At 69.7% G+C, this 24,951-nt stretch carries 23 protein-coding genes and 2 tRNA genes; 4 read left to right on the forward strand and 21 right to left on the reverse strand.

Annotated elements, in window-relative coordinates:
• Position 1: 1 nt before the first annotated feature.
• The 6 genes from D1793_RS09775 to ampD form a co-directional block, all read right to left on the reverse strand.
• The gene (locus tag D1793_RS09775) at positions 2 to 676 is read right to left on the reverse strand and encodes a class I SAM-dependent methyltransferase (protein ID WP_240407831.1); all 675 of its coding nucleotides are present in this window, start codon (positions 674 to 676) and stop codon (positions 2 to 4) included.
• A gap of 86 nt (positions 677 to 762) precedes the next feature.
• On the reverse strand, positions 763 to 1,467 hold the full coding sequence (gene tsaB / locus D1793_RS09780; protein WP_119021991.1) for a tRNA (adenosine(37)-N6)-threonylcarbamoyltransferase complex dimerization subunit type 1 TsaB: 705 nt from the start codon (positions 1,465 to 1,467) through the stop codon (positions 763 to 765).
• 144 nt (positions 1,468 to 1,611) lie between these two features.
• Complete coding sequence (gene adk / locus D1793_RS09785; protein ID WP_119021992.1) at positions 1,612 to 2,268, reverse strand: adenylate kinase; 657 nt, start codon at positions 2,266 to 2,268, stop codon at positions 1,612 to 1,614.
• 274 nt (positions 2,269 to 2,542) lie between these two features.
• Positions 2,543 to 4,531, reverse strand: coding sequence for a pyruvate dehydrogenase complex dihydrolipoyllysine-residue acetyltransferase (aceF, locus tag D1793_RS09790; protein WP_119021993.1), 1,989 nt, complete (start codon positions 4,529 to 4,531; stop codon positions 2,543 to 2,545).
• Between the two features lie 57 nt (positions 4,532 to 4,588).
• On the reverse strand, positions 4,589 to 7,261 hold the full coding sequence (gene aceE / locus D1793_RS09795; RefSeq protein ID WP_119021994.1) for a pyruvate dehydrogenase (acetyl-transferring), homodimeric type: 2,673 nt from the start codon (positions 7,259 to 7,261) through the stop codon (positions 4,589 to 4,591).
• Between the two features lie 315 nt (positions 7,262 to 7,576).
• Entirely contained in the window at positions 7,577 to 8,188 is a 612-nt protein-coding gene (gene ampD, locus D1793_RS09800) for a 1,6-anhydro-N-acetylmuramyl-L-alanine amidase AmpD (protein ID WP_119021995.1), read from the reverse strand.
• A 97-nt stretch (positions 8,189 to 8,285) separates the two neighbouring features.
• On the opposite strand from ampD, the gene nadC reads away from it, so the two are divergent.
• Positions 8,286 to 9,146, forward strand: coding sequence for a carboxylating nicotinate-nucleotide diphosphorylase (gene nadC / locus D1793_RS09805; RefSeq protein ID WP_119021996.1), 861 nt, complete (start codon positions 8,286 to 8,288; stop codon positions 9,144 to 9,146).
• Between the two features lie 23 nt (positions 9,147 to 9,169).
• On the opposite strand, the gene D1793_RS09810 is transcribed toward nadC, so the two are convergent.
• Positions 9,170 to 9,709, reverse strand: coding sequence for a GNAT family N-acetyltransferase (locus D1793_RS09810; RefSeq protein WP_119021997.1), 540 nt, complete (start codon positions 9,707 to 9,709; stop codon positions 9,170 to 9,172).
• 101 nt (positions 9,710 to 9,810) lie between these two features.
• Here D1793_RS09810 and tsaA point away from each other — a divergent pair, with 101 nt between their 5' ends.
• The gene (tsaA, locus tag D1793_RS09815; RefSeq protein WP_119021998.1) at positions 9,811 to 10,533 is read left to right on the forward strand and encodes a tRNA (N6-threonylcarbamoyladenosine(37)-N6)-methyltransferase TrmO; all 723 of its coding nucleotides are present in this window, start codon (positions 9,811 to 9,813) and stop codon (positions 10,531 to 10,533) included.
• A gap of 69 nt (positions 10,534 to 10,602) precedes the next feature.
• Here tsaA and purC read toward each other — a convergent pair whose 3' ends face one another.
• The 4 genes from purC to dapA are packed head-to-tail and all read right to left on the reverse strand — an operon-like array spanning position 10,603 to position 14,053.
• Entirely contained in the window at positions 10,603 to 11,316 is a 714-nt protein-coding gene (gene purC / locus D1793_RS09820; protein ID WP_119021999.1) for a phosphoribosylaminoimidazolesuccinocarboxamide synthase, read from the reverse strand.
• Positions 11,317 to 11,370: 54 nt separating this feature from the next.
• Positions 11,371 to 12,159: an MBL fold metallo-hydrolase gene (locus D1793_RS09825; RefSeq protein ID WP_119022000.1), complete on the reverse strand. Its 789-nt coding sequence runs from the start codon at positions 12,157 to 12,159 to the stop codon at positions 11,371 to 11,373.
• Complete coding sequence (locus D1793_RS09830) at positions 12,159 to 13,124, reverse strand: lipoprotein, NlpB (protein WP_119022001.1); 966 nt, start codon at positions 13,122 to 13,124, stop codon at positions 12,159 to 12,161. The genes D1793_RS09825 and D1793_RS09830 overlap by 1 nt, the downstream gene beginning before the upstream one ends.
• Positions 13,125 to 13,168: 44 nt before the next feature.
• Positions 13,169 to 14,053: a 4-hydroxy-tetrahydrodipicolinate synthase gene (gene dapA, locus D1793_RS09835; RefSeq protein ID WP_119022002.1), complete on the reverse strand. Its 885-nt coding sequence runs from the start codon at positions 14,051 to 14,053 to the stop codon at positions 13,169 to 13,171.
• 198 nt (positions 14,054 to 14,251) lie between these two features.
• On the opposite strand from dapA, the gene D1793_RS09840 reads away from it, so the two are divergent.
• A complete protein-coding gene (locus tag D1793_RS09840; protein ID WP_119022003.1) occupies positions 14,252 to 14,725 on the forward strand; it encodes a peroxiredoxin in 474 nt (157 codons plus the stop codon).
• A 44-nt stretch (positions 14,726 to 14,769) separates the two neighbouring features.
• On the opposite strand, the gene D1793_RS09845 is transcribed toward D1793_RS09840, so the two are convergent.
• Positions 14,770 to 15,870, reverse strand: coding sequence for an AI-2E family transporter (locus D1793_RS09845; RefSeq protein ID WP_119022004.1), 1,101 nt, complete (start codon positions 15,868 to 15,870; stop codon positions 14,770 to 14,772).
• Positions 15,867 to 16,115, reverse strand: a complete 249-nt coding sequence (locus tag D1793_RS09850) for a sulfurtransferase TusA family protein (protein ID WP_119022005.1) — start codon at positions 16,113 to 16,115, stop codon at positions 15,867 to 15,869. Before D1793_RS09850 ends, D1793_RS09845 begins: the two co-directional genes overlap by 4 nt.
• 151 nt (positions 16,116 to 16,266) lie before the next feature.
• On the opposite strand from D1793_RS09850, the gene D1793_RS09855 reads away from it, so the two are divergent.
• The gene (locus D1793_RS09855; protein ID WP_119022006.1) at positions 16,267 to 17,730 is read left to right on the forward strand and encodes a M48 family metalloprotease; all 1,464 of its coding nucleotides are present in this window, start codon (positions 16,267 to 16,269) and stop codon (positions 17,728 to 17,730) included.
• A gap of 16 nt (positions 17,731 to 17,746) precedes the next feature.
• On the opposite strand, the gene nadA is transcribed toward D1793_RS09855, so the two are convergent.
• From nadA to D1793_RS09895, 8 genes are all read right to left on the reverse strand, one after another.
• The gene (gene nadA / locus D1793_RS09860; RefSeq protein ID WP_119022007.1) at positions 17,747 to 18,775 is read right to left on the reverse strand and encodes a quinolinate synthase NadA; all 1,029 of its coding nucleotides are present in this window, start codon (positions 18,773 to 18,775) and stop codon (positions 17,747 to 17,749) included.
• 293 nt (positions 18,776 to 19,068) lie between these two features.
• Positions 19,069 to 19,144 (reverse strand) — tRNA-Lys (locus D1793_RS09865).
• A 29-nt stretch (positions 19,145 to 19,173) separates the two neighbouring features.
• Positions 19,174 to 19,249: transfer RNA gene (locus tag D1793_RS09870), tRNA-Lys, on the reverse strand.
• Between the two features lie 76 nt (positions 19,250 to 19,325).
• On the reverse strand, positions 19,326 to 20,177 hold the full coding sequence (rluB, locus tag D1793_RS09875) for a 23S rRNA pseudouridine(2605) synthase RluB (RefSeq protein ID WP_119022008.1): 852 nt from the start codon (positions 20,175 to 20,177) through the stop codon (positions 19,326 to 19,328).
• Positions 20,174 to 21,049: an SMC-Scp complex subunit ScpB gene (gene scpB / locus D1793_RS09880; protein WP_119022009.1), complete on the reverse strand. Its 876-nt coding sequence runs from the start codon at positions 21,047 to 21,049 to the stop codon at positions 20,174 to 20,176. The genes rluB and scpB overlap by 4 nt, the downstream gene beginning before the upstream one ends.
• On the reverse strand, positions 21,046 to 21,906 hold the full coding sequence (locus tag D1793_RS09885; RefSeq protein ID WP_240407832.1) for a ScpA family protein: 861 nt from the start codon (positions 21,904 to 21,906) through the stop codon (positions 21,046 to 21,048). The genes scpB and D1793_RS09885 overlap by 4 nt, the downstream gene beginning before the upstream one ends.
• Before the next feature lie 186 nt (positions 21,907 to 22,092).
• On the reverse strand, positions 22,093 to 23,952 hold the full coding sequence (locus tag D1793_RS09890; protein ID WP_119022011.1) for a DEAD/DEAH box helicase: 1,860 nt from the start codon (positions 23,950 to 23,952) through the stop codon (positions 22,093 to 22,095).
• A 63-nt stretch (positions 23,953 to 24,015) separates the two neighbouring features.
• Positions 24,016 to 24,822 carry a crotonase/enoyl-CoA hydratase family protein gene (locus D1793_RS09895; RefSeq protein WP_240407638.1) on the reverse strand — a complete coding sequence of 269 codons (807 nt, stop codon included), beginning with the start codon at positions 24,820 to 24,822 and terminating at the stop codon, positions 24,016 to 24,018.
• Between the last annotated feature and the right edge of the window lie 129 nt (positions 24,823 to 24,951).

Genomic DNA, 24,951 nt, shown 5'->3' on the forward strand with positions numbered 1-24,951 from the left:
CTCAGCCCGCCTTGAGCGCCCGGTGCACGTAGAGGTCGTAGCGGCTGGTCTTGCCCTCGATCACGTGACGCGGGGCCGGCCCCGCGATGGGGGGCGCCTTGCGCGGGCGCTTGACCACCACCCGGTGGGTGGCCACGTCCAGGGCCGCCTCCAGCAGGCGCGGGGCGTCCGCGTCGTCCCCGGCCAGGGTGCGGAACAGGCGCATCTCCTTCTTGACCAGCGCCGACTTGTCGCGATGGGGGAACATCGGGTCGAGGTGGATCACCTGGGGCGCGACGTCCGCCCCGGCGAGCAGGGCCGCGAGCGCGGTGGCCGCATCGCCATGCACCAGGCACATGCGCGCGGCGATCTCGGCGGTCTCGGCGTCCGCCCGGGCGCGGGCCAGGCCGTCCTCGAGCAGGGCGAAGATCGCCGCCACCCGCTCCACCAGCAGCACCGGCGCGCCGAGGCTCGCCAGCACGAAGGCATCGCGCCCCAGGCCCGCCGTGGCGTCCACCACCGAGGGGGTCACCCCCTGGGAGAACCCGCAGGCCCGGGCGATGAGCTGGCCGCGCCCGCCGCCGAAGCGACGTCGATGGGCCGCCGCCCCGGAGGTGAACTCCACCGCCAGCGGATGACCGTAGCGCTTCTCGTCGCCGGCCAGCACCAGGCGACCGTCGCGCCGCTCGAGATGCAGCTCAGCCTCGCCCTCGACGGGCAGCCCCAGGCGCTCGGCCAGGGCGGCCAGCGCCTCGCCGCGCACCGCCACCGGCGGCAGCGCGCTCACCTGGCCTTCTTCCAGGCCACCTCGTTGCGCAGGTAGACCGGCTGCACCCGATGCGCCGGCTGCCCGCCCCCCGCCTCCAGCTCCGCCATGGCCAGCAGCGCCATCTCCGCGGCAGCGGCCTCGGCCTCCCGCAGGCGCTGGCTCATCCCCGCCTGCACCTCGACGGGCATCTGCTCCCAGAGGCCCCAGCCGGAGCCGATGCCGACCCAGTCGTGGTCGTCGTGACCAGCCGGCAGGCGCAGCCGCTCAGGAGGCATCACGGCCTCCTCAAGGAGGGGCTCCGGCAGGCCGTCGCGGCACTGCCAGGCGGCCACGTAGATCTCGCCCATGCGCGCATCCAGGGCGGTGACCAGCCAGCGGAAGTGATGGCGACGGTGAGCGCCCAGCGCCAGGGCCGCCAGGGTGGAGACCCCGATCAGGGGCCGATCGAGCCCGTAGGCGAGCCCCTGGGCGGCCCCGGCGGCGATGCGCAGGCCGGTGAAGGAGCCGGGGCCGCGGCCGTAGGCCACCGCGTCCAGCGCCGAGGGGGCAACGCCGGCCTCGGCCAGCACCTCATCGACCATGGGCAGCAGGCGCCGGGTATGCTCGCGTGGCGTCATCTCGAAGCGGGAGAGCAGTTCGTCCTCGGCGCCCGCGCGGCGGCGCAGCAGGGCGGCCGAGCAGGCGCTCGAGGAGGCATCCAGGGCCAGCAGGATCGACATGGCAGCACCATCGCAGGGGAGAAAGGTGGCGAACATTATACGCGCCGGGGCCACAAACGACGATGGCCCGCCGAGGCGGGCCATACAGATTGCAGCCTTCTACACAGGGGCGCCGGGAAAGCCCCGCGCCGACAGCAGGGTTGATCAGCCCTCGAGGGCCTTGAGCACCTGCCCCTTGATATCGTCGACGCTGCCGATGCCTTCCACCCGGTGGTAGGTCGGGGCGAGCGCCGGCTCCTGCTCGGCCCAGGCCTGGTAGTAGTCGACCAGCGGCGCGGTCTGCTCATGGTAGACCGCCAGGCGGTTGCGCACGGTGGATTCGCGGTCGTCGTCGCGCTGGATCAACGCCTCGCCGGTGACGTCATCCTTGCCCTCTTCCTTCGGCGGATTGTACTCGACGTGGTAGACGCGGCCGGAGCCCGGGTGCACGCGGCGACCGGCCAGGCGCTTGACGATCTCCTCGTCCTCCACGGCGATCTCCAGCACGTGGTCCAGCTTGACGCCGGCTTCCTTCATGGCATCGGCCTGGGGCAGGGTGCGCGGGAAACCGTCGAACAGGAAGCCGTTCTCGCAGTCGGGCTGCGCGATCCGCTCCTTCACCAGGGCGATGATGACGTCGTCGGACACCAGGCCACCGCTGGTCATGATCTCCTTGACCTTGACCCCCAGCTCGCTGCCCTCCTTGACCGCGGCGCGCAGCATGTCGCCGGTGGAGATCTGCGGAATATTGAAGCGCTCGCAGATGAACTGGGCCTGGGTGCCCTTGCCGGCACCCGGGGCGCCCAACAGGATCAAACGCATGTTGTTGTCCTCAATTACAAGTGGCTGTCAGTAGTGAAGAAATGGTTGGAGGGGAACGATAACCGTGGCCCGGGTCGGGCACAAGCGCCACCCCCTGGCGCGCCCCGGCCTTCACCCGGAAAATCGTTGAAGATCAACCGCCTCGGGCCGAATAGCACTTTGGTCTGGCGACCCCTGCACCGCGTCCGCCAGGCCCGTGCGCACCCAAAGGACGACGGCGCCCGAGGGCGCCGTCGTCAGGTGGCCGAAGCCTCCGGGCAGGGCCCGGCCGGGGTCACAGCAGCAGGCGACGGATATCGCTCAGCAGCTGGGCCAGCAGCGCGGTGAAGCGCGCCGCGTCGGCCCCGTTGACCGCCCGGTGGTCGTAGGAGAGCGACAGCGGCATCATCAGCCGCGGCTCGAAGGCCTTGCCGTCCCACACCGGCTTCATCGACGCCTTGGAGACGCCGAGAATGGCGACCTCCGGAGCGTTGACGATGGGGGTGAAGGCGGTGCCGCCGATGGAGCCCAGGCTCGAGATGGTGAAGCAGCCACCGGTCATCTCCTCGCGCTTGAGCTTCTTGGTCTGCGCCTTCTTGGCCAGCTCCACCGACTCCTTGGCCAGGTCGATCAGCGACTTTTTATCGGCATCGCGGATCACCGGCACCATCAGGCCGTCCGGCGTGTCCACGGCGATGCCGATGTGCACGTACTTCTTGTGCACCAGGGTCTCACCGTCGCTCTTCAGGCTGACGTTGAACTGCGGGTACTGGCGCAGGGCGAAGGCGCACGCCTTGATCAGGAAGGGCAACGGCGTGAGCTTGGCGCCCTGGGCCTCTGCCTCGGCCTTCATGGACTTGCGGAAGGCCTCCAGCTCGGTGATGTCCGCCTCGTCGAACTGGGTGACGTGGGGCAGGTTGACCCAGCTGCGGTGCAGGTTGGTGGCGCCCATCTTCATCAGGCGGCCCATGGGCTTCTCTTCCACCTCGCCGAACTGGCTGAAGTCCTGGTCCGGAATCGGCGGAATCCCGCTGCCCGCGGCCGCCGGCGCGGCGGCCTGGGCCTTGCCCTGGCTGGCCATCACCTGCTTGACGTAGGCGTGGACGTCCTCCTTGAGCACCCGCTCCTTCGGGCCGCTGGGCCTGACCAGACCGAGGTCGACGCCGAGCTCCCGGGCCAGCATGCGCACCGCCGGGCCGGCGTGGACCAGCTTGGCATCGCGAGGCTTGTGGGCGGCCATCTGGGCCTCGGGGCTCGGCGTGCCGGCCGGGGTCGGCGCGGGCTTGTCGGCCCTGGGCGTCTCGGCCCTTGACGGCTCCTTGGCCGGCGCCTTGGGTGCCGGCTTGCTCCCCGCCACCTCCATGTAGCCGATCAGGTCACCCTCGGAGACGGTGTCGCCCTCCTTGACGGTGAGCTCGAGCAGCCTGCCCTTGAAGGGGCTCGGCACGTCCATGGAGGCCTTGTCGGACTCCAAGGTGATCAGCGGATCTTCCTCGTTGACCTCGTCGCCGGCGGCGACGGCGATCTCGATGATCGGCACGTCACTGGAGCCGGAGAGGTCCGGGACGCGGATCTCGCGGCGCTCGGGCTCGCCGGAGGCGGCCTCTTCCTGCTCGGCGGCAGGCTCGGGCTCGGGCGCGGCAGGCTCGGGCTCGGCGGGGGCCGGCTCGGAGTTTCCTCCCTCGCCGGCGATCTCCATGGTGCCGATGACGTCGCCCTCGGAGACGGTATCGCCCTCCTTCACCGTCAGCGACACCAGCCGGCCGGCGTGGGGGCTCGGCACGTCCATGGAGGCCTTGTCGGACTCCAGGGTGATCAGGGTCGCCTCTTCCTCGACCTCGTCGCCCTCGGCCACGGCCACCTCGATGATCTCCACATTGTCGGAGCCACCCAGGTCGGGCACCTTGATCTCCACCGTGCGCTTGCCGCCACCGCTGGCCTTGGCCGCGGGCGTCTGGGCGGCGGGCTCGGCGGCCTTCTCGGGGGCAGGCTCGGCCTTCGCCGGGGCCTCGCTCTCGCCACCGCCGCTCTGGCCACCGCCGGCACCCTCGACCTCCAGCTCGACGATCTCGTCGCCTTCGGAGACGGTGTCGCCCTCCTTCACCAGCACCCGGATGACCTTGCCGCCCTTGGGCGAGGGCACATCCATGCTGGCCTTGTCGGACTCCAGGGTGATCAGGGTGTCCTCGGCGGCGATCACGTCACCTTCGGACACCGCGATCTCGATGATTTCGACATCCTCGCTGCCGCCGATGTCGGGAACTTTGATGATTTCGCTACTCAAGGTCGCGCTCCTTCAAACTCGTGCCTGGGGCGGGCCCGCGGGCCCGCCGCTCGCGGATCAGTCGGTCAGCGGATTGGGCTTGGACGGGTCAATGCCGTACTTCTTCAGGGCCTCGCCCACCACCTTGCGATCCAGTTCGCCACGCTCGGCCAGCGCCTTGAGGGCCGCCACGGTCACGAAGAAGCGATCGACCTCGAAGAAGTGGCGCAGCTTCTGGCGGGTATCGGAGCGGCCGTAGCCGTCGGTGCCCAGCACGTGGTAGTCGGTCGGCACCCAGGCACGCACCTGATCGGCGAACAGGCGCATGTAGTCGGTAGAGGCGATGGCAGGCCCGGTGCGCCCTTCCAGGCAGCGAGTCACGTGGGGCTTGCCCGGCTCCGCCTCGGGGTTGAGGAAGGCCTCGCGGTCCAGCGACAGCGCCTCGCGGCGCAGCTCGTTGAAGCTGGTCACGCTCCAGATATCGGCGCCCACGCCCCAGTCGTCGCGCAGCAGCTCGGCGGCGGCCTCGACCTCGCGCAGGATGGTGCCGGAGCCCAGCAGCTGGACGCGGCCCTTGTCACCCTCGGTCTCGCGCAGCAGGTACATGCCCTTGACGATGTCGTCGACGGGGACCTCGGCGAGCTCGGGGTGCTCGTAGTTCTCGTTCATCACCGTCAGGTAGTAGAAGCAGTTCTCCTTGTCGGCGAACATGCGCTTCAGGCCATCCTGGACGATCACCGCCACCTCGTGGGCATAGGTCGGGTCGTAGCTGCGGCAGTTGGGGATGGTGGAGGCCTGCAGGAGGCTGTGGCCATCCTGGTGCTGGAGACCCTCCCCGTTGAGGGTGGTGCGCCCCGCGGTGCCGCCGACCAGGAAGCCGCGTGCCTGCAGATCACCGGCCGCCCAGGCCAGGTCGCCGATGCGCTGGAAACCGAACATCGAGTAGTAGATGTAGAACGGCAGCAGCGGCAGGTTGTGGTTGCTGTAGGAGGTGGCCGCGGCGATCCACGCCGACATGGCGCCGGCCTCCGTGATGCCCTCCTCGAGGATCTGGCCCTTCTTGTCCTCGCGGTAGAACATGATCTGGCCCTTGTCCTGGGGCTCGTACTTCTGGCCTTCGGAGGTGTAGATGCCGAGCTGGCGGAACATCCCCTCCATGCCGAAGGTACGCGCCTCGTCGGGCACGATGGGCACCACCTGCTTGCCGATCTGCTTGTCCTTCACCAGGCCGTTGAGGACACGCACGAAGGCCATGGTGGTGGAGACTTCACGCCCCTTGGAGCCACCCATCTGGGAGGCGAAGGTCTTGTCCTCCAGGGCGGGGATCGGCAGGGCCTCGAAGTCGCTGCGGCGCTGCGGCAGGTAGCCGCCCAGGCGCTCGCGCTGGAGGTGCATGTAGCGCAGCTCCGGGGAGTCATCGGCCGGCTTGTAGTAGGGGACTTCCTTGAGCTGCTCGTCGGTGAGCGGAATGCCGAAGCGGTCGCGGAATTTCTTCAGCGCCTCGAGCTCCATGCTCTTGACCTGGTGCGCCTCGTTGGCCGCCTCGCCGTCGCCGCTGCCCATGCCGTAGCCCTTGACGGTGTGCGCCAGGATCACGGTGGGTCGACCATTGGCGTTCTGGGTGGCCTGGTGGTAGGCCGCATAGACCTTGAACGGGTCGTGGCCGCCACGGTTGAGCTTCCAGATGTCCTCGTCGGACATGTCCTTGACCATCTCGGCGGTCTCGGGGTACTTGCCGAAGAAGTGCTTGCGGGTATAGGCGCCGTCGTTGGCCTTGTAGTTCTGGTACTCACCGTCGACCGACTCGTCCATGATCTTCTGCAGCACGCCCTTCTTGTCCTTCTCGAAGAGCGGATCCCACAGCCGACCCCAGACCACCTTGAGCACGTTCCAACCGGCGCCGCGGAAGACGCCTTCGAGCTCGTCCATGATCCGCGAGTTGCCGCGCACCGGGCCGTCGAGGCGCTGCAGGTTGCAGTTGATGACGAAGATCAGGTTGTCGAGCTTCTCGCGGCTGGCCAGATGGATGGCGCCGAGGGACTCGGGCTCGTCGCACTCGCCGTCGCCCATGAAGCACCAGATCTTGCGATCGTGCATGTCCTTCATTTCACGTGAGTGCAGGTACTTCATCACGTGTGCCTGGTAGATGGCCTGGATCGGCCCGAGGCCCATGGAGACGGTGGGGAACTGCCAGAAGTCCGGCATCAGCCAGGGGTGCGGATAGGACGACAGGCCGTCGCCGTCCACCTCCTGGCGATACTTGTCCATCTGCTCCTCGGTCAGGCGGCCTTCCAGATAGGCGCGGGCGTAGATGCCCGGTGCCACGTGACCCTGGATATAGACCAGGTCACCCTCGAAGTCGCCGTTGGGGGCGCGGAAGAAGTGGTTGAAGCCGACGTCATAGAGGGTCGCCGCCGACATGAAGCTGGCGATATGACCGCCCAGTCCCGGGTTGGCGCGGTTGTTGCGGATCACCTGGGCGATGGCGTTGTAGCGGATCAGGGAGCGGATCTTGCGCTCCATGAACAGATCCCCCGGCATCGGCGCCTCGCGGTGCACCGGAATGGTGTTGCGGTGGGGCGTGGTTGCCGAGAAGGGAGCCTGGGTCCCGTCGCGGCGCAGGCGATCCGCCAGGCGGGTCAGCAGGAACCGGGCGCGTTCCTCGCCCTCGCGATCCAGCACCGACTCCAGGGATTCCAGCCACTCCGTGGTCTCGACCGGATCGAGATCCTCTCTTGCCTCCAGACTCATATGACGTCTCTCCAAATGACGATAGGGTGTCGTGCGCCCCGCAATACGGCGATCGCGACGGCCTCTCTTCTGGAGAGGCGCATCCACCGTGCGCAGGGATTTGTGTAGTAGTTTTACAAGACGACGCGATCGATCTGCCGTTGGTAGCCGAAAGATACCGCAAACACCCGCGAGTGCCAATTAGCGATTAAATGGAAACTTATTCCATAGACACGACATTGCACCGCAGCACAAGGGGTTGCCGCACTCTTCGCGACGCCACCCCGGGCAATAACAGCCACTTGTAGCCGAACTACCGTTTGATTATCGACACTCTCAAAAAGGGTCGACGCCAGCGGGCCGGGAAGCGAAATGTTCGTTGCTTTCCGTGCATTGCAGTGCCAACCGCTGCCGGAAGAAGGCCCAGTCGAAGGCCGGGCCGGGGTCGGACTTGCGCAGCGGCGCCACCCGGGCGTGGCCGGTGATGCGCGTCTCGTCCAGCGCCGGATAGGCGGCCAGGAGCTCGGCCACGACCCGCGCCAGGGCGCGATACTGGGCCAGGGCGTAGGGCGAGACCTCGTCGCCCTCGAGCTCGATGCCGATGGCGAAGTCGTTGAGCGACGTGCGCTCCCGCTCGCCGTCGCGCCAGCGGGAGCGCCCGGCGTGCCAGGCGCGGCGATCGAAGGGCACGAACTGGACGCACTCGCCGTCGCGGCGAATCAGCAGGTGGGCGGAGACTCGCAGCCGGTGGATCTCGGCGAAGAAGGGGTGGGCCGCGGGGTCCAGGCGGTTGGTGAAGAGGCGCTCGATATGCTCGCCGCCGAACTCGCCGGGCGGCAGGCTGATGGAGTGGAGCAGCAGCAGCGACACCTCGCCGTCGGGTCGCTCATCGCAGTTGGGTGACGGCACCCGCCGCGCACCCTCCAGCCATCCCCGTTTGATCGGCATCGCACTCCCCTGACGTGACCGGCATCGATTCCCTATAATGGACGCCTCCGCTCACCTCGGCCACCCCGCGCCGGCTGCCACCCCAAGAGTGCCCCGCATGGACTACCAGGACGCCCTGCCTTACCACGACACGCTCAGCGACGAGATCCGCGACGCCGCCGCCCGCCTGCTGGCCGAGGACGTCGGTTCCGGCGACATCACCGCCCGATTGATCCCCGCCGAGGCGACGGCACGGGCCCGGGTGATCACCCGCGAGGCCTGTGTGCTGTGCGGCGTGGCCTGGGTCGAGGCGCTGTTCGCCCGGCTCGACCCCGGCGTGGCGCTGCGCTGGCGCGCCGCCGACGGCGACCGCCTCGAGGCCGGCCAGGCCTTCCTGGAGCTCGAGGGCTCCGCCCGCAGCCTGCTGACCGGCGAGCGTGCGGCGCTGAACCTGCTGCAGACCCTCTCCGCCACCGCCACCCGCACCCGCCACTGCGTGGACCTGATCGCGGGCACCGGCGTGCGCCTGCTCGACACCCGCAAGACCCTGCCGGGGATGCGCCTGGCCCAGAAGTACGCGGTGACCTGCGGCGGCGGCCACAACCACCGCATCGGCCTGTGGGATGCCTTCCTGATCAAGGAGAACCATATCGCCGCCTGCGGCGGCATCGAGGCGGCCGTCCGCGAGGCACGCGACATCGCGCCTGAGGCACCGGTGGAGGTGGAGGTGGAGACCTTCGAGGAGCTCGAGCAGGCGCTGGCGGCGGGGGCCGATATCATCATGCTGGACAACTTCAGCCTCGACGAGATGCGCGAGGCGGTCCGGCGCACCGCCGGGCGGGCGACCCTGGAGGCCTCGGGCAACGTCGACGAGAGCACCCTGCGTGCCATCGCCGAGACCGGCGTGGACTGCATCTCCAGCGGCGCCCTGACCAAGGACGTCAAGGCCATCGACCTCTCGATGCGGATCATCGACTGAAGGAAGGCGAAAGAAGGCGGCGCTCAGGTCTCCACGGCGGCGAGGCGCTTCTCCAGCGTCTTGCGGCACAGCCGCTCGCCGCCGCGCTCCACCCACTCCTCGCCCACCTCCTGCCAGCCGCGTCGCACCAGACGCTCCGTCAGCACCAGACTGGCCTCGATCCGGGCCCGCGCATGGCCCTGCTCCATCAGCAGGCGCTCGGCATGAATCAGCAGGGTGGAGCCGATGCCGCGGCGGGCGAGCGACGGCCAGACGTAGAGCGTCTCGATGCGCCCCCGCGGCAGGTCCAGCTCCAGGAACCCCACGCAGCGTCCATCGCACTCGGCCACCAGGGTGGTGAAGAGCGCCTGGCGCGCCGCCCAGGCGCAGGCGTCCCGCGGCAGGGCCGATGCCCAGGCCTCGCGTTCGGCGACGCTGTAGTGGGCCATGGCGCCCTGCATCACCGCATGATGGAAGACCTCGGCTTGGTCGGCGGCATCACGGGAAAGGGCCTGGCGATAGCGTATGCGCGGCCCCCGGGGCGGGGCCGGGGCGGCCGTCGGGGCACTGGCGATCTGGCTCATGGCGATCCTGTCGAAACCTGGCTGTTGCGGGGAGACTACACAAGCCTGCCCCGGGCGCCAATCCCCTCGCCGCCGGCGCCGGCGCCGGGCATAATCCGCCCATGAGCGAACTCTCCCTCCCCGACGCCTTCACGCTGTCGCCGATCGGCGTCATCGAGAGCGACTACCCCGACAAGTTCGGCATTCCCCGCCAGCCGGGCCTGGCCCCTGCGGCCCGGGCCAGCCTGGTGCTGGTGCCCCCCTTCGACGACCCGCTCGCGGTGCGTGGCCTCGAGGCCTTCAGCCACCTGTGGCTCACCTTCGTCTTTCACGAGAGCCCCGAGCGCTGGACGCCGCTGGTGCGCCCGCCGCGCCTCGGCGGCAACGCCAGGGTGGGGGTCTTCGCGAGCCGCAGCACCCATCGCCCCAATCGCCTGGGCCTGTCGCTGGTGGAGCTCCTCGCGATCGACACCCGCCGCGGCGTGCGCCTGACCCTGGCCGGTGCCGACCTGGTCAGCGGCACGCCGGTGCTCGATATCAAGCCCTACCTGCCCTGGGCGGAGTCTCGCCCCGAGGCCCGCGCCGGCTTCGCCCCCGAGGCCCCGCCACAGCTGGCGGTGGCGTTCAACGACGAGGCCGCCGCGACCCTGGCCGAACGCCCCGACGGTGACTCCCTGCGCGAGCTGATCATCCAGGTGCTGGCCCAGGATCCGCGCCCCGCCTACCGGAAGGGGGCCGAGGCTCGCAACTACGGCGTGCGCCTGCGCGATGTGGACGTGCGCTTCCGCGCCGTCGCCGTCGGCGAGGAGACCCGCATGGAGGTGGTGGCGATCGTGGCGGCATGACCGCGGCACCAGACACGCCGAAGGGCCCCGAGGGGCCCTTCATCGTTCAGGCGGCAGCCGCCGGCGCGATCAGACGAACTCGACCCCGATGCGACGGCCGACCTCCTCGTAGGCCTCGATCACGCCGCCCAGCCCCTGGCGGAAGCGATCCTTATCGAGCTTCTCGCGGGTCTTGGCGTCCCACAGTCGGCAGCCGTCGGGGGAGAACTCATCGCCCAGCACGATCTGCCCCTCGAAGAGGCCGAACTCCAGCTTGTAGTCCACCAGCAGCAGGCCGCCGTCGGCGAACAGCGCCTTGAGCACCTCGTTGACCCTGAAGGTCAGCGCCTTCATCTCGGCGAGCTGCTCGGGCGTGGCCCAGCCGAAGGTCTCGGCCAGGGACTCGTTGATCATCGGGTCGTGCAGGGCATCGTTCTTCAGGAACAGCTCGAAGGTGGGCGGGGTGAGCTCCTGCCCTTCGGTGACCCCCAGGCGCTTGACCAGGCCACCGGCAGCGATGTTGCGCACCACGCACTCCACCGGGATCATCTTCAGCGACTTGACCAGGCTCTCGGTGGCGGAGAGACGCTTCTCGAAGTGGGTGGGTACGCCGGCCGCCGCCAGCTTCTCCATGATGAAGGCATTGAAGCAGTTGTTGACCATGCCCTTGCGCGCCAGCGACTCCATGCGCTCGCCGTCGAAGGCGCTGGTGTCGTCGCGGAATTGCAGGATCACCCGGGAGGGGTCATCGGTGGCGAAGACCGACTTGGCCTTGCCGGCATAGAGTTCTTGACGCTTTTCCATGGAAGCCTCCGGAGGCTTGGGATAGGTGGTAGTGGGGGAGCTCAGGGGCTGGGGTCAGGCAATGGCCTGCCACGCCAGGCCCGCCTCCTGGCAGGAGACCCTGAGCCGGGAGTCGTCGCCGTCGAGCAGCGGCACCAGGGCCGCCAGGGCCAGCTCGGGGCGGTTGTTGTGTTCCGACAGATGCGAGCAGACGATGTGCTGCAGGCGGTCCAGGCCGAGGCGCGGCAGCAGGGCGGCGGCCTGGGCGTTGGCCAGGTGCCCCCAGTCGCCGCCCACCCGGCGCTTCAGCCGTGGCGGATAGGGGCCATCGGCCAGCATCTGCACATCGTGGTTGCACTCCAGCACCAGGGCGTCGCAGCCGGCAAAGGCCTCGGCCACGTGCTCGGTGGGGTGGCCCAGGTCGGTGAGCACTCCCAGGCTACGCCCCCCGCCGTGGACGCGAAACTGCACCGGCTCCCGGGCATCGTGCGGCACGGTCACCGGGTCGATGGTCAGCCCCTTGACCGCGAAGCGTGCCTGGGGGGTGATCCAGTGGCGGCTCGGCAGCTCGCCGAGCCGCCCCGAGGCCCAGGTGCCGGGCGTCAGGTAGACCGCCACGCCGTGGCGGCGCGCCAGGGGGCCGACGCCGCGGATATGGTCGCCATGCTCGTGGGTGACCAGCACCGCATCGAGCTGGCGCGGGTGCAGCCCGAAGTCGGCGAGCCGACGCTCGGCCTCGCGCAGGCCGAACCCGCAGTCCACCAGCAGGTGGGTCTCGCCATCGCTGACCAGGGTCGCATTGCCCTTGCTGCCGCTGCCCAGGGAGGCGAAGCGCAGCCTCCCGGCCTGCTGCCCTTCCGTCATCAGCGCAGCAGGCCCGACACCCGTTCGAGCAGCTCACGCTGGTCCTCGGGGCTGAAGCCGCGCTCGCTGGCATTCACCGCCCGCAGCACGGTCTGCCGGGGGCCTTCGGACTCCAGCACCAGGCGGATCTGCTGGTGCATCTGGCGCACGTCGGCGCTGAAGACGATCTGCAGCGGATTGCGGTTGCGCTCGGTGACCGTCATGTAGCTGATCAGGAACTCGTGGCTCGCCGGGTCGCTCTCCAGCAGTTCGCGGCGCTCCTCCACGGTGAAGTCCTGGCGCAGCTGGTGATCGAGCTCGGCCCAGGTGCGATCGAGCTCCAGCGGGATCTCGACGAGCCACTCGTCGCCACGCTGCGCGAGACTGAGGCGCGACTCGCCGGCCAGGCGCTGGGCGGCCAGAGACGACGCGCTGGCGGTGGCGCTGCGCGCGCCGAAGAAGGACTCCAGGGCGTCCAGGCAGGCGCCCACCGGGGCCCCGCCCTGGTCGCAGCGCACCTCGCTGTCGCCGGCGCGCAGCCCCTGACGCACGCTCAGGCGCGCCTGGCCGGTCTCGATCACCCCGCGGGAGGAGTCGCTGGCCTGGATGCCCAGCCCGCGGCTGCGGGCGAAGTCCTCGAGCTGGGGCCAGACGGTGCCGGGGTCGGCGCCCACCACCAGCCAGGCGTCGCTACCGATGGTGCGGCGCTCGACGAAGTCGCGCTCCACGGCGCGACCGGCGCCCAGGGCCTGGGGGCTCGGTGCGCGGAAGCGGCCGTCGGGGGCCTGGAAATCACCGGCGGCCTGGGGCACCGGCATGGCATCGCGGTAGCGCTGGGGGTCCCGGGTCTCGGGCAGGGTCAGCGCCGGGGCGATACGCGCCTCGGCGTAGTCGACGTTGCGGTCGTGGTAGTAGCCGTCGGGGCGAGCGCAGCCCGCCAGGGCCACGGCGGCCACCAGAGGCAGCCATTTCAGCGCTGAGTTCATGCGTCTACCTTGCATCAGTTCTCCAGGTTCCGGCACGACGCCGATCAGTCCTCGATCACGCCGGCCAGCTGCAGGGCCTCGCTGATCGTGGAGTGGTACTTCTCCGAGAGCCAGGTGAGCGGCAGGCGGATGCCCGGCTCGACGAGCCCCATGCGGTAGAGCGCCCACTTCACCGGGATCGGGTTGGATTCGATGCCCAGGTTGGTGTGCAGCGGCATCAGCCGGGTATTGAGCTGGTGGGCGCGGTCGGCATCGCCGGCCACCGCCGCGACGCACAGGTCGTGCATGGCCCGGGGGGCCACGTTGGCGGTCACCGAGATATCCCCGTGGCCGCCCATCAGCATGAAGTCGCAGGCGGTGGCGTCGTCGCCGGAGTAGAGCATGAACCCGCTGCCCTTGAGCCGCGAGATCAGGTCCTCGGCGCGCTCCAGGTTGCCGGTGGCATCCTTGAGACCGACGATGTTGTCCACCTCGGCCAGGCGCAGCACGGTCTCGTTGTAGAGATCGCAGGCGGTGCGGCCGGGCACGTTGTAGAGGATCACCGGCAGCTTGCTGCCCTCGGCCACCGCCTTGAAGTGGCGGTAGAGGCCTTCCTGGGTGGGCTTGTTGTAGTAGGGGCAGACCGACAGGCAGTAGTCGGCCCCCACCTCGCCGGCGTAGCGGGCCAGCTCGACGGCCTCGGAGGTGGCGTTGGCGCCGGTGCCGGCGATGACCGGGATGCGACCATCGACCTCCTCCACCACGGTGCGGATGACGTCGAAGTGCTCGGCGAACGACATGGTGGTGGGCTCGCCGGTGGTGCCGGCGGCCACGATGCCATCGGTGCCGTTGTCGAGGTGGAAGTTCACCAGGCGACGCAGCGCCTCCCAGTCGATGTCGCCATTGACCTTCATCGGCGTCGCCAGGGCGACGATACTGCCAGTGATCATCCGTTCTTTCCTCTCGATTCGACGGCTGCGCCACGGCCCGGTAACCACCGGGTCGACAGGGGGCGGGGCCCGTGGCCCGCATCAAGGGTCAAATGGTACTCAGCCGGCCAGAGCCTGTACAGCGAGGCGCACCACTTTGACAGCGCCGCGCCGCTTGCGTGTAATCAAGCTCCCCCCACCAACGCGCAGGAGACTTCCATGAGCGTGAGTACAGGCCAGCCGGTTCCCGACTTCACCGCCACCGCCACCGGCGACACCACGGTCACCCTCTCCGAGCTCAAGGGCCGGCAGGTGGTGCTCTTCTTCTACCCCAAGGCCAGCACCCCGGGCTGCACCACCGAGGGCGGTGACTTCCGTGACCGCAAGGAGGCCTTCGAGGCCGCCAACACCGTGATCCTCGGCGTCTCCCGGGACGGCATCCGCGCCCAGGAGAACTTCAAGGCCAAGCAGGCCTTCAACTTCGCGCTGATCTCCGACAAGGAGGAGACCCTGTGCGGGCTCTTCGACGTCATCAAGCTCAAGAAGTTGTATGGCAAGGAGCACCTGGGGATAGAACGCAGCACCTTCCTGATCGACGCCGAGGGCAACCTCGCCCGGGAATGGCGCGGGGTCAAGGTGCCGGGCCACGCCCAGGAGGTGCTGGAGGCCGCCCAGGCGCTGCACGCCGGCTGATCCCAGGGGCCTGCGCCGCCGATGCGGTCTCGCAGGCCCGTGGCTCACTCCTCGGCCAGGGCCTCGGCCGCCTCCTCGCGCTTGTGCCGCTGGATCCCCCTCGGCCAGGCATAGACCAGCGCCTTGAGCAGGGTCGCCAGCGGGATCGCGAAGAAGATCCCCCAGAAGCCCCAGATCCCGCCGAAGAAGAGCACCGCCACGATGATCGACACCGGGTGCAGGTTGACCGCCTCGGAGAACAGGATCGGCACCAGCACGTTGCCGTCGAGCGCCTGGATGATGCCGTAGGCGATCAGCACATAGGCGAACTCGCTGGTCATGCCGAAGTGGAAGCCGGCCACCGCCGCCACCGGCAGGGTGGCCACCGCCGCGCCGATGTAGGGCACCAGCACCGAGAAGCCCACCAGGACCGCCAGCAACGCCGAATAGGGCAGCCCGAAGTAGGCGAAGGTGAGAAACGAGACGGTGCCGACGATGATGATCTCGATGAACTTGCCGCGCACGTAGTTGGCGATCTGGTCGTCCATCTCGTGCCAGATGCGCGTCATGAGGGCGCGCTTCTGGGGCAGTAGCGAGAGGGTGAAGTCCACCAGCTTCTCGCGATCCTTGAGCAGGAAGAAGACCAGGATCGGCACCAGCACCAGGTAGATGATCAGCGCCAGCACATTGCCCAGGGAGGCCAGCGACAGGGTCAGGGCGCGCTGGCCGAACTGGGTCATCTCGCGGCCGGCCACGGCGATCCAGTTCTGGATCTGGTCGGGGGTCACCAGGTGCGGGTAGCGCTCCTGCAGGTCGTCGAGCAGCTGCTGGCCGCTGGCAAACATGCGCGGCGTCTCCTGCACCAGCCCCACCAGCTGGTTCCAGATCAGCGGCATCAGGATGAAGGCCAGCGCCAGCAGCAGACCGATGAAGCCCAGGAACACCAGGCTCACCGCCAGCAGATGGGGCACGTGGCGTCGCTCCAGCCAGCCCACCGCCCCCTGCAGCAGGAAGGCGATCACCAGGGCGGTGAGGAAGGGCGCCAGCATGCGGCCGAAGAGGATCACCACGGCGAAGCCGAGCACCAGCACTACCAGCAGGATCACCGCCTCCTCGTCGGAAAAGTAGTGGTCGATCCAGCTCTTGAAGACCGCCCGCAGGGTCATGAAGTGCCCTCCCCGCCCTTGCGAATCCAGTAGTGGTAGGTGTCGCCGCGCTCCTCTCGCTCCAGCAGCTCGTGGGGGCTCTGGGCGGTGAAGGTCTCGAAGTCCCGCCAGGAGCCGGCGTCGGTGGCCATCACCTCGAGCAGCTGGCCCGGGGCCAGGCGCGCCAGCGCCTGCTTCGCCTTGAGCAGCGGCAGCGGACAGGGAAGACCGCGGGCGTCGAGCAGGTCATCGGGTTGCAGAGCCATGATCTCTCCCGGAACAATGGGGGTGGGGCGGATTGCTGCCGGACGACGGATGGCCGCGCGGCACGGAAACCCTTGGGATTTAAAGGCACTTTACCGGCTGAATCAATGTCAGACCATGGGCCACCTCGGCCCACCACAGGAGACCCCGAGCATGCCGCGCCGTTTTCCCCGACTCGCCGCCGGCGCCCTGTGCCTGGCGCTGGCCCTGCCCGCCGCCGGCCAGTGGACCCAGCCCCAGTGGGACAGCGCCGCCGGGCTGCCGAGCCTGGCCAGCGGCGACAGCCAGGCCGCCAGCGGCGAGGAATTTCGCCTGGGGCGGGCCTGGCTGCGCCAGTTCCAGGCGCGGGCCCCCCAGTGGCAGGACCCCATCGCCCAGCACTACGTGGAGTCGATGATCGCGCGCCTGCTGCCCCACAGCGGGCTGGGCGGCAGCCAGCCGCTGGTGACCCTGGTCGACAGCCGCCAACTCAACGCCTTCGCCGTGCCGGGGGGCATCATCGGGGTGAATGCCGGCCTGTTCGCCTTTGCCGAGGAGGAGGCGGCGCTGGTCTCGGTGCTGGCCCACGAGCTCGGCCACCTCTCCCAGCGCCACTACGCCCGCGGCCAGGCCCGCACCGAGCAGACCCAGGTACCCGCCATGGCTGCCATGCTGGCCGGCATGCTGATCGCCGCCGCCGGCGGGGGCGACGCCGGCATCGGCGTGGCCATGGGCTCCCAGGCCGCCTTCATCCAGGACCAGCTGGCCTACTCGCGGCGCTTCGAACAGGAGGCCGACCGCATCGGCCTGCAGGCCATGGCCCAGGCGGGCTACGACCCCCAGGCCATGGTGCGCATGTTCCAGGCCATGCAGCGCATGGCCAGGCTGCAGGGCGGCAACCCGCCGGAGTTCCTGCTCACCCACCCGGTGACCGAGTCGCGCATCGGCGATGCCCAGGACCGCGCCGGTCAGCTCTCGGTCGCCGCCCCCCGCGACGACGACCTCCAGTACCACCTGGTGCGCGCCCGCGCCCTGCTGACCATCCACGAGCGCGACCCCCAGCAGGCCATCACCCGGCTCGCCCAGGACGACGTGCCCGACGCCGCCCGACGCTACCTGGGCGCCCTGGTGGAGGCCCGTCGGGGCAACGTCGAGGCGGCCCTCTCGACCCTCGACGCCCTGGCCCGTCAGGAGCCCGACCTGGGGCTGCTGCCCGCCTCCGCCGCCCAGGTGGCCTTCGATGCCGGCCGCTACGACGACGCCATCGAGCGCAGCCGCCGCCTGCTGCGGCTGATGCCGGGGCACCTGCCCGCCACCCTGACCCTGGGCGAGGCGCTGCTGCAGCGCGACCCCGACGAGGCGTGGCGGGTGCTGCGCGAACTGGCCGAGCGCCGCCACGAGGACCCGCAGGTGTTCACCCTGCTGGCGGAAGCCGCCGGGCGCAGCGGACGCGAGGCCTGGGGGCACCTGGCCCGGGCCGAGCAGCTGCAGCTCACCGGGCGCATCAGCGAGGGGATTCGTCAGCTCGAGGTGGCCCGGCAGGTGGCCGAGCGGGAGGGAGACGCCGCGGCCACTGCTCGCATCGAGCAGCGCCGCGAGGCGTTCATCGGCTATCGGGAGACGCTGGAGAAGTTCTAGCGCCCAGCGCCCGTGATCAGCGCTGGAAGTTGAGCATCCGCTCCAGGGGCTTCAGCGCCGCCTGACGCAGGGCGTCATCGACGAGGATCTCGCCCGAGCCGTGGCGCAGGGCGTCGGCCAGGTTGTCCAGGGCGTTCATGGCCATCCAGGGGCAGTGGGCGCAGCTCTTGCAGGAGGCACCGTTGCCGGCGGTGGGCGCCTCGAAGAGGGTCTTTCCGGGCACCGCCTGCTGCATCTTGAAGAAGATGCCGCGGTCGGTGGCCACGATCAGCTTGTCGTTGGGCAGCGCCTGGGCGGCCTTGATCAGCTGGGAGGTGGAGCCCGCCACGTCGGCCAGCGCCACCACCGAGGCCGGCGACTCCGGGTGCACCAGCACCGCTGCCTCCGGGTAGAGCGCCTTGAGCTCCTCGACCCCCTTGGCCTTGAACTCCTCGTGGACGATGCAGGCACCGTCCCACAGCAGCATGTCGGCGCCGGTCTTCTTCTGGATGTAGCCGCCCAGGTGCTTGTCCGGGGCCCACAGGATCTTCTCGCCGCGGGCCTGGAGCTCCTCGATCACCTCCACGGCGATCGACGAGGTGACCACCCAGTCGGCGCGCGCCTTCACCGCCGCCGAGGTGTTGGCGTAGACCACCACGGTGCGGTCGGGGTGCTGGTCGCAGAAGGCGGCGAACTCGTCGGCCGGGCAGCCCAGGTCCAGCGAGCAGGTCGCCTCCAGGGTGGGCATCAGCACGCGCTTCTCCGGGGAGAGGATCTTGGCGGTCTCGCCCATGAAGCGCACCCCGGCCACCACCAGGGTGTCGGCCGAGTGGCGGGCGCCGAAGCGGGCCATTTCGAGGGAGTCGGCCACGCAGCCGCCGGTCTCCTCGGCGAGCTGCTGAATGGCATCGTCGGTGTAGTAGTGAGCCACCAGGACGGCGTTGTTGGCCTCGAGGAGCCGCTTGATCTCCTCGACGCGCGCCTCGTCCTCGGCGGGAATGCGGGTGGGGCAATAGGTGCGGGTCAGGTACTCGCGTACCTCCGCACGGGAAGTCATGATCGTCATCGTGTCTACCACTGTGACTGGCAGGGGCTCCCCCTGCGTGATCGGGTGCATCGCGGCTCGCGCGCTCCGCGCGGACGATGCGCCGGCTGCCCGGGGCGTCTGTCGCCACCGTCGGCAAGGACCCTATTCTAGACCAGGAGGCCGGGTTCGTGGCCACTATCGGTGAAGAAATCGCGCCGCTGCTCCGCTTGGACGCGCGGCGGGCCGAACCGTTCGGCTCACGACGCGCCTCACCGGGCACCCGGGCCAGAAACCAGAACGCCCCGACCTCTGGGAGGCCGGGGCGTCGAATCTGGTGGGTCGTGTAGGATTCGAACCTACGACCAATTGGTTAAAAGCCAACTGCTCTACCAACTGAGCTAACGACCCATGCTTGCGTACAAGCCTGCAGGTCCGGATGGTGGGTCGTGTAGGATTCGAACCTACGACCAATTGGTTAAAAGCCAACTGCTCTACCAACTGAGCTAACGACCCTTCCGAACGGGGGCAGATATTACTGATCCGCCCCCTGGCTGGCAAGGACTTTTTTGCCTTTTGTCGCCGCCGCCGCTCAGCGGCGCGTCTTGGGCTTGCGCATCGCCTGTACCGGCTTGCGCTTGTGCTTGTCGCGGCTCCAGCGGTTCTTCTCGTCCGGGGTGAGATCCGGCACCTTGCGTGACTCCAGCCCGGCCAGCTCGGCCAGGTCATCGATCTCCGCCTGGGAGAGCTCCACCCACTCGCCGGCCTTGGCCCGCTTGTCGAGGAAGATGTTGCCGTAGCGCACCCGCTTGAGGCGGCTGACGGTGACCCCCTGGGATTCCCACAGGCGGCGTACCTCGCGGTTGCGTCCCTCCAGGATCACCACGTGGAACCAGGTGTTGATGCCCTCCCCGCCGAACTCCTGCACGTCGGTGAAGTTCGCCGGCCCGTCCTCGAGCATCACGCCCTGGACCATGGCAACCACGTTCTGCCGGGTCACCTCACCCATGACGCGCACCGCATACTCGCGCTCCACCTGGGTGGAGGGGTGCATCAGGCGGTTGGCCAGCTCACCGTCGGTGGTGAACAGCAAAAGGCCGCTGGTGTTGATGTCGAGGCGGCCGATGGCGATCCAGCGCTCGCCCTTGAGCCGCGGCAGGCGGTCGAAGACGGTGCGGCGACCCTCCGGGTCCTTGCGGGTACACAGCTCACCCTCGGGCTTGTTGTACATGATCACCCGCCGCGGCACCTCATCGGCGCCGCGCAGGGTCACCGGGCGGTTGTCGAAGAGCACCCGGTCGCGCATCTCGATGCGGTCGCCGAGGGTCGCCACCTGGCCGTTGACCTTGACCCGCCCATCGGCGATGGCGGTCTCCATCTCGCGGCGGGAGCCCAGCCCGGCGCGGGCCAGGACCTTCTGAAGTTTTTCGCTGGTAGTGCTCATGAGTCGTTCTCACTGGGTGTGGATTCCGCCCCCGGGGCAGCGTCATCGTCGACGCGGCTCCGGGCACGTTCGGTCAGGCGAGCCTCGAGTTCGGCGAAGCTCAGGCCGGACCGTTCTGACGCCGTCCCGGCGTGGTTGTCGTCGGCCATCCCGGCCGTCGCGTCGGTGGCACCGGACGCGGCCGGTGCCTCCTGATCGGTAGTGCCTGCCGCCTGCTCGCCCTCTTCCGGCACATCGTCGAGGGACGCATCGTCGAGGGGCGCATCGGCCTGGGCCAGCAGGTCGTGCTGGGGCGGCGGCGGCGCCTCGTCCTCGCTCATCCACCCGGGCTCCTCGAAGTCCTTGAGCTCGTGCATCGGCGGCAGCTCGTCGAGGGTCTTCAGGCCGAAGTCGTCGAGGAAGCTGCGGGTGGTGGCATAGACCGCCGGGCGCCCCGGCACGTCGCGGTGGCCCACCACGCGAATCCAGCCGCGGTCCAGCAGGGTGCGCATGATCGAACCGCTCACCGTGACCCCGCGCACCTCCTCGATGTCGCCGCGGGTCACCGGCTGGCGGTAGGCGATCAGCGCCAGGGTCTCGAGCAGCGCCCGGGAGTAGCGCTGGGGACGCTCGTCCCACAGCCGCGAGACCCAGGGCGAGAGCCGCGGGCGGATGCGCAGCTGGTAGCCCGAGACGGTCTCGAGCAGCTCCATGGCGCCGCGTTCGTGGCGCAGGCCGAGGCGGTCGAGCGCCTCTCGCAGGGCGCGCCTTGGCGGTCGCTCGTGGTCGTCGAAGAGCCCGTCGAGGCGCTCCAGGGAGAGCGGCTCGCCGGCCGCCAGCAGCGCCGCCTCGAGGATCTCGTCCAGGGCCTCGGGATACTCCATGGCGGTCATGGCCGCCCTCCCCCATCATCGTCCGCGAAGGCGCTCTCGCCCTCGGCTTCCAGGTCATCCAGGTCGCCGGCCTCGTCCGCCTTCACCGGGGTACGGGCGCGCACGTGGATCGGTGAGAGCGGGGCATTCTGCACGATCTCGATCATCGCCTCCTTGGCGAGCTCGAGGATCGCCATGAAGGTGACGATCACCCCCGCCCGCCCCTCCTCCAGGCCGAACAGCGCCTCGAAGGGGGTGAAGTGATCGTGGCCGAGCCGCTCCATGATGGCCAGCATGCGCTCCCGGGTCGAGAGCACCTCGCGGCTGATCTGGTGCGACTGCACCAGCTCGGCGCGCCGCAGGATGCCAGCCAGGGCACCGAGCAGCTCGCCGAGCTCCACGTCCGGATGGATCACCCGCGACTCCAGCGGCGGCAGCAGCGCCCGCGCCGGGAACCAGTCTCGCCCCAGGCGCGGCAGCTCGGCCAGCGCCTCGGCGGCATGCTTGAGCCGTTCGTACTCCTGCAGGCGCCGGATCAGCTCGGCCCGCGGATCTTCCTCCTCGCCGTCGCCGCCCTCCTTCGGCGGGCGCGGCAGCAGGGTACGCGACTTGATCTCGGCCAGCATCGCCGCCATCAGCAGGTATTCGCCCGCCAGCTCGATCTCCATGGCCTTCATCAGCTCCACGTACTCGATGTACTGGCGGGTGATGGCGGCCACGTCGATGGCCAGGATGTCGAGGTTCTGGCGGCGGATCAGGTAGAGCAGCAGGTCGAGGGGCCCCTCGAAGGCCTCCAGAAAGACCCGCAGCGCCTCCGGCGGGATATAGAGATCCTCGGGCAGCTCGGTGATCGGCTCGTCGAACAGCCTTCCGAGCACCGCGGCCTGCTGGGCCGCGGCGACGCTCTGCTCGGGGCTGGCGGTATCGGGGGTGGCGCTCACGCGGCGTGCCTCTCCGGGGACGCAGGATCAACGGCGCAGTCTAGCAAGAGCGCGGCGCCGGAGACAGCGCTGACCCTCTGAGCTGGCGATGAACCCGGGGCTTAGCCGGCCATCCTTGCACCCCTACTCCGCACCAATGGCCTTGCGATAGCGCCCGCTGTAGTCGAAGAGCTTCTCCCGCACCTGCCAGTGGCGTCCCACCCTGCGCCCCACCACGAAGTCGGGATGGCGCAGGCGGCGCCGCTCGGCCACGACCTCCTCCGGCGTGGTGGGCCGCCACGGTACCCCCGGCGCGCGCAGGTGGTCGCGCAGGAAGACCGCGGCGAAGGCGCCGCGCTGGGCCGGCGTCTCCAGCGCGAACCACTCGGCCAGCGTCGCGCCATCCTCATCATGGTAGGTCACCTTGAGCCGGGCCATGCCGCGGCCGTTGACGGTGGCCTCGAGCTGCATGCCGGCCACCCGCAGCACCCGGGCATCCTTGAGGCGCAGCGCCTCCTTGAGCTTGTCGTCGGCGTCCACCAGCAGGGTCTGGCAGCCGTGGCAGCGCCGGGCGGCGATGTCGTTCTCTGCGCCGCAGTCGCCGCACACCTTGAAGCGAAAGCGAAAGTCGCACTGTCGTTTTTTTCCGGCGCCCGATGCCGCGTCACGATTTTCGGCGCCCGACGCCGCGCCACGGGCCTGCGGGTCGTCCTCCACCAGCCCCTGGCAGCGGCGGCCGAAGTGCTCGATCACCAGCTCGCCGTCGCGCTTGCCCCAGAAGAGGTTGGCGTGGCCGCAGGCGGGGCACGGGACCTGCACCGGCTCGCTGTCGGAGGCGGGCTTCGGGGAGCCCACCTCCGGCGCATAGAGGTTCCAGGGGTTGCCGGCGTAGTCGAGGATCAGGCAGTCACGCTTGCCAGGCGAGAGGCGCAGCCCGCGGCCGACGATCTGCTGGTAGAGGCTCACCGACTCGGTGGGACGCAGGATGGCGATGAGATCCACATGGGGCGCATCGAAGCCGGTGGTGAGCACCGCTACGTTGACCAGGAACTTGAGCTCGCGGGCCTTGAAGGCGGCGATGAGCCGCTCGCGCTCGGCCAGGGGGGTCTCGCCGGTGACCAGCGCCGCCTCGGCGGCGGGCAGGTAGCCGAGGATCTCCTCGGCGTGGGCTACGCTTGCCGCGAAGAGCATCACCCCCTGGCGGTCGCGGGCGCGCTCGATGACCTCGGCGATGATCCCCGGGGTGGCGCGGTGGCCCGCCACCACCCGGTTGAGCTCCTCCTCCCGGAACAGCCCGCTGGCCGAGGGGGCCAGCGCCGAGAAATCATAGCGCTCCACCGCTGCATCGATGCGCTGCGGCTCGGCCAGGTAGCCCTGCTTCACCATCAGCCGCAGCGGCTGCTCGAAGACGCACTCGCGAAAGAAGCAGTCGTCATCGCCGCGCACCATGCCGTGATGGTGGCGGTGGTAGATGAATCCCTGGCCCAGCCGATAGGGGGTGGCGGTCAGCCCCAGCACCTTGAGGCGCGGATTGGCCGCGCGCAGCGCCTCGATCACCCGGCGGTAGCTGGCGTCCTCGGCGGGGGAGACCCGGTGGCACTCGTCGATCACCAGCAGGGTGAAGGGGCCGCGCGGATGGTCCGGCGCGGCGAAGCTCTCGAGGTTGCGCACCACCGACTGCACCGAGCCGAACACCACCTGGCGGGCGCTCTCCTTGCGCCCGAGGCCCGCGCTGAAGATATCCGCCGCAAGCCCGTAGGCCAGGTACTTGGCATGGTTCTGCTCCACCAGCTCGCGCACGTGGGCCAGCACCAGCACCCGTCCCCGGGCCAGGCGCGCCAGTTCGGCGATCACCAGCGACTTGCCGCTGCCGGTGGGCAGCACCACCGCGGCGGGGTCGTCCGAGCCGCGAAAGTGCTCGATCACCCGGCGCACCGCCTCCTGCTGGTAGGGACGCAGGGCGGGGGGCGCAGCACGGGGCACAGCAGCAGCGGGGAGAGGCATGCGGGTTCCGGGGTGGCGAATCGAGCCGCCATCTTAGCGGGACCTGGCGCCCTCGTCAGGGCATCAGGGGAAGCGCGGCGGCCTGCCGGCGAGCCGTGCCGCCACCGCCTCGCGCTGCTCCTCGCCCCCCAGCAGGCCGCGCTGCAGACGCGCCTCCAGCGCCAGCCGCTCGCGGCGTGACATGCCCGGCGCCAGGCGGAAGAGCTCGCCGGCCGCGGCCACCGCCCCCGGGGAGTGTCCGGCGATGGCACCGGCGATCTGGCGCGCCATGGCCAGGGGCTCGTCGCCGAGCCGGGTGGCCAGCCCCAGCGCCACGGCTTCCTCGCCGCCCACCTTGCGCCCCGTCCAGGTCAGCTCGCGCAGCACGTCGCCGCGCAAGTCGCTAGCGGTGGCCGTGATGCCCATGTCGGGAATGATGCCCCAGACGATCTCCAGCAGCGCCAGGCGCGCCTGGGGGTGCACCACCCGGATATCCGCCCCCAGGGCGATCTGCAGCCCGCCGCCGTAGACGTGGCCGTGCAGGGCGGCGATCACCGGCACCCCGGCCTCGCGCCAGCCCAGCGCCAGGCGCTGTACCGGATTGATACCGGCCTCGTCGGCCTCCAGCAGCGACGGCAGCCGCTCCGGCTGGCCCATGATGGCGCCCATGTCCAGGCCGGCGCAGAAGCTCTCGCCCTCCCCGGCCAGCACCACGGCGCGCAGGCCGTCGAGCGCGGCCAGGCGGCGCTGGGCCGCCAGCAGGCCGTCGATCATCGCCCAGTCCAGGCCGTTGTGGGCCTCCGGTCGGCTCAGGGTGACCTCGGCCACCCCCGCCTCGACGCCGAGACGCACCCGCCCCTCGAACCGCTCCTCCATGCTCGTCTCTCCCATTCGATCCGCCCCTCCCTTCTGGACCCGGTGGCCTCGAGTGTGCCCCGCCTGCGCCACGCATTCAAACACTCGTTTCACAGCCAGGCGTGACGGAAACGACGAGGGCGGCCCGAAGGCCGCCGCGATGGT

The organism is Halomonas sp. JS92-SW72 (assembly GCF_003547075.1).
GTDB lineage: Bacteria > Pseudomonadota > Gammaproteobacteria > Pseudomonadales > Halomonadaceae > Halomonas > Halomonas alkalicola.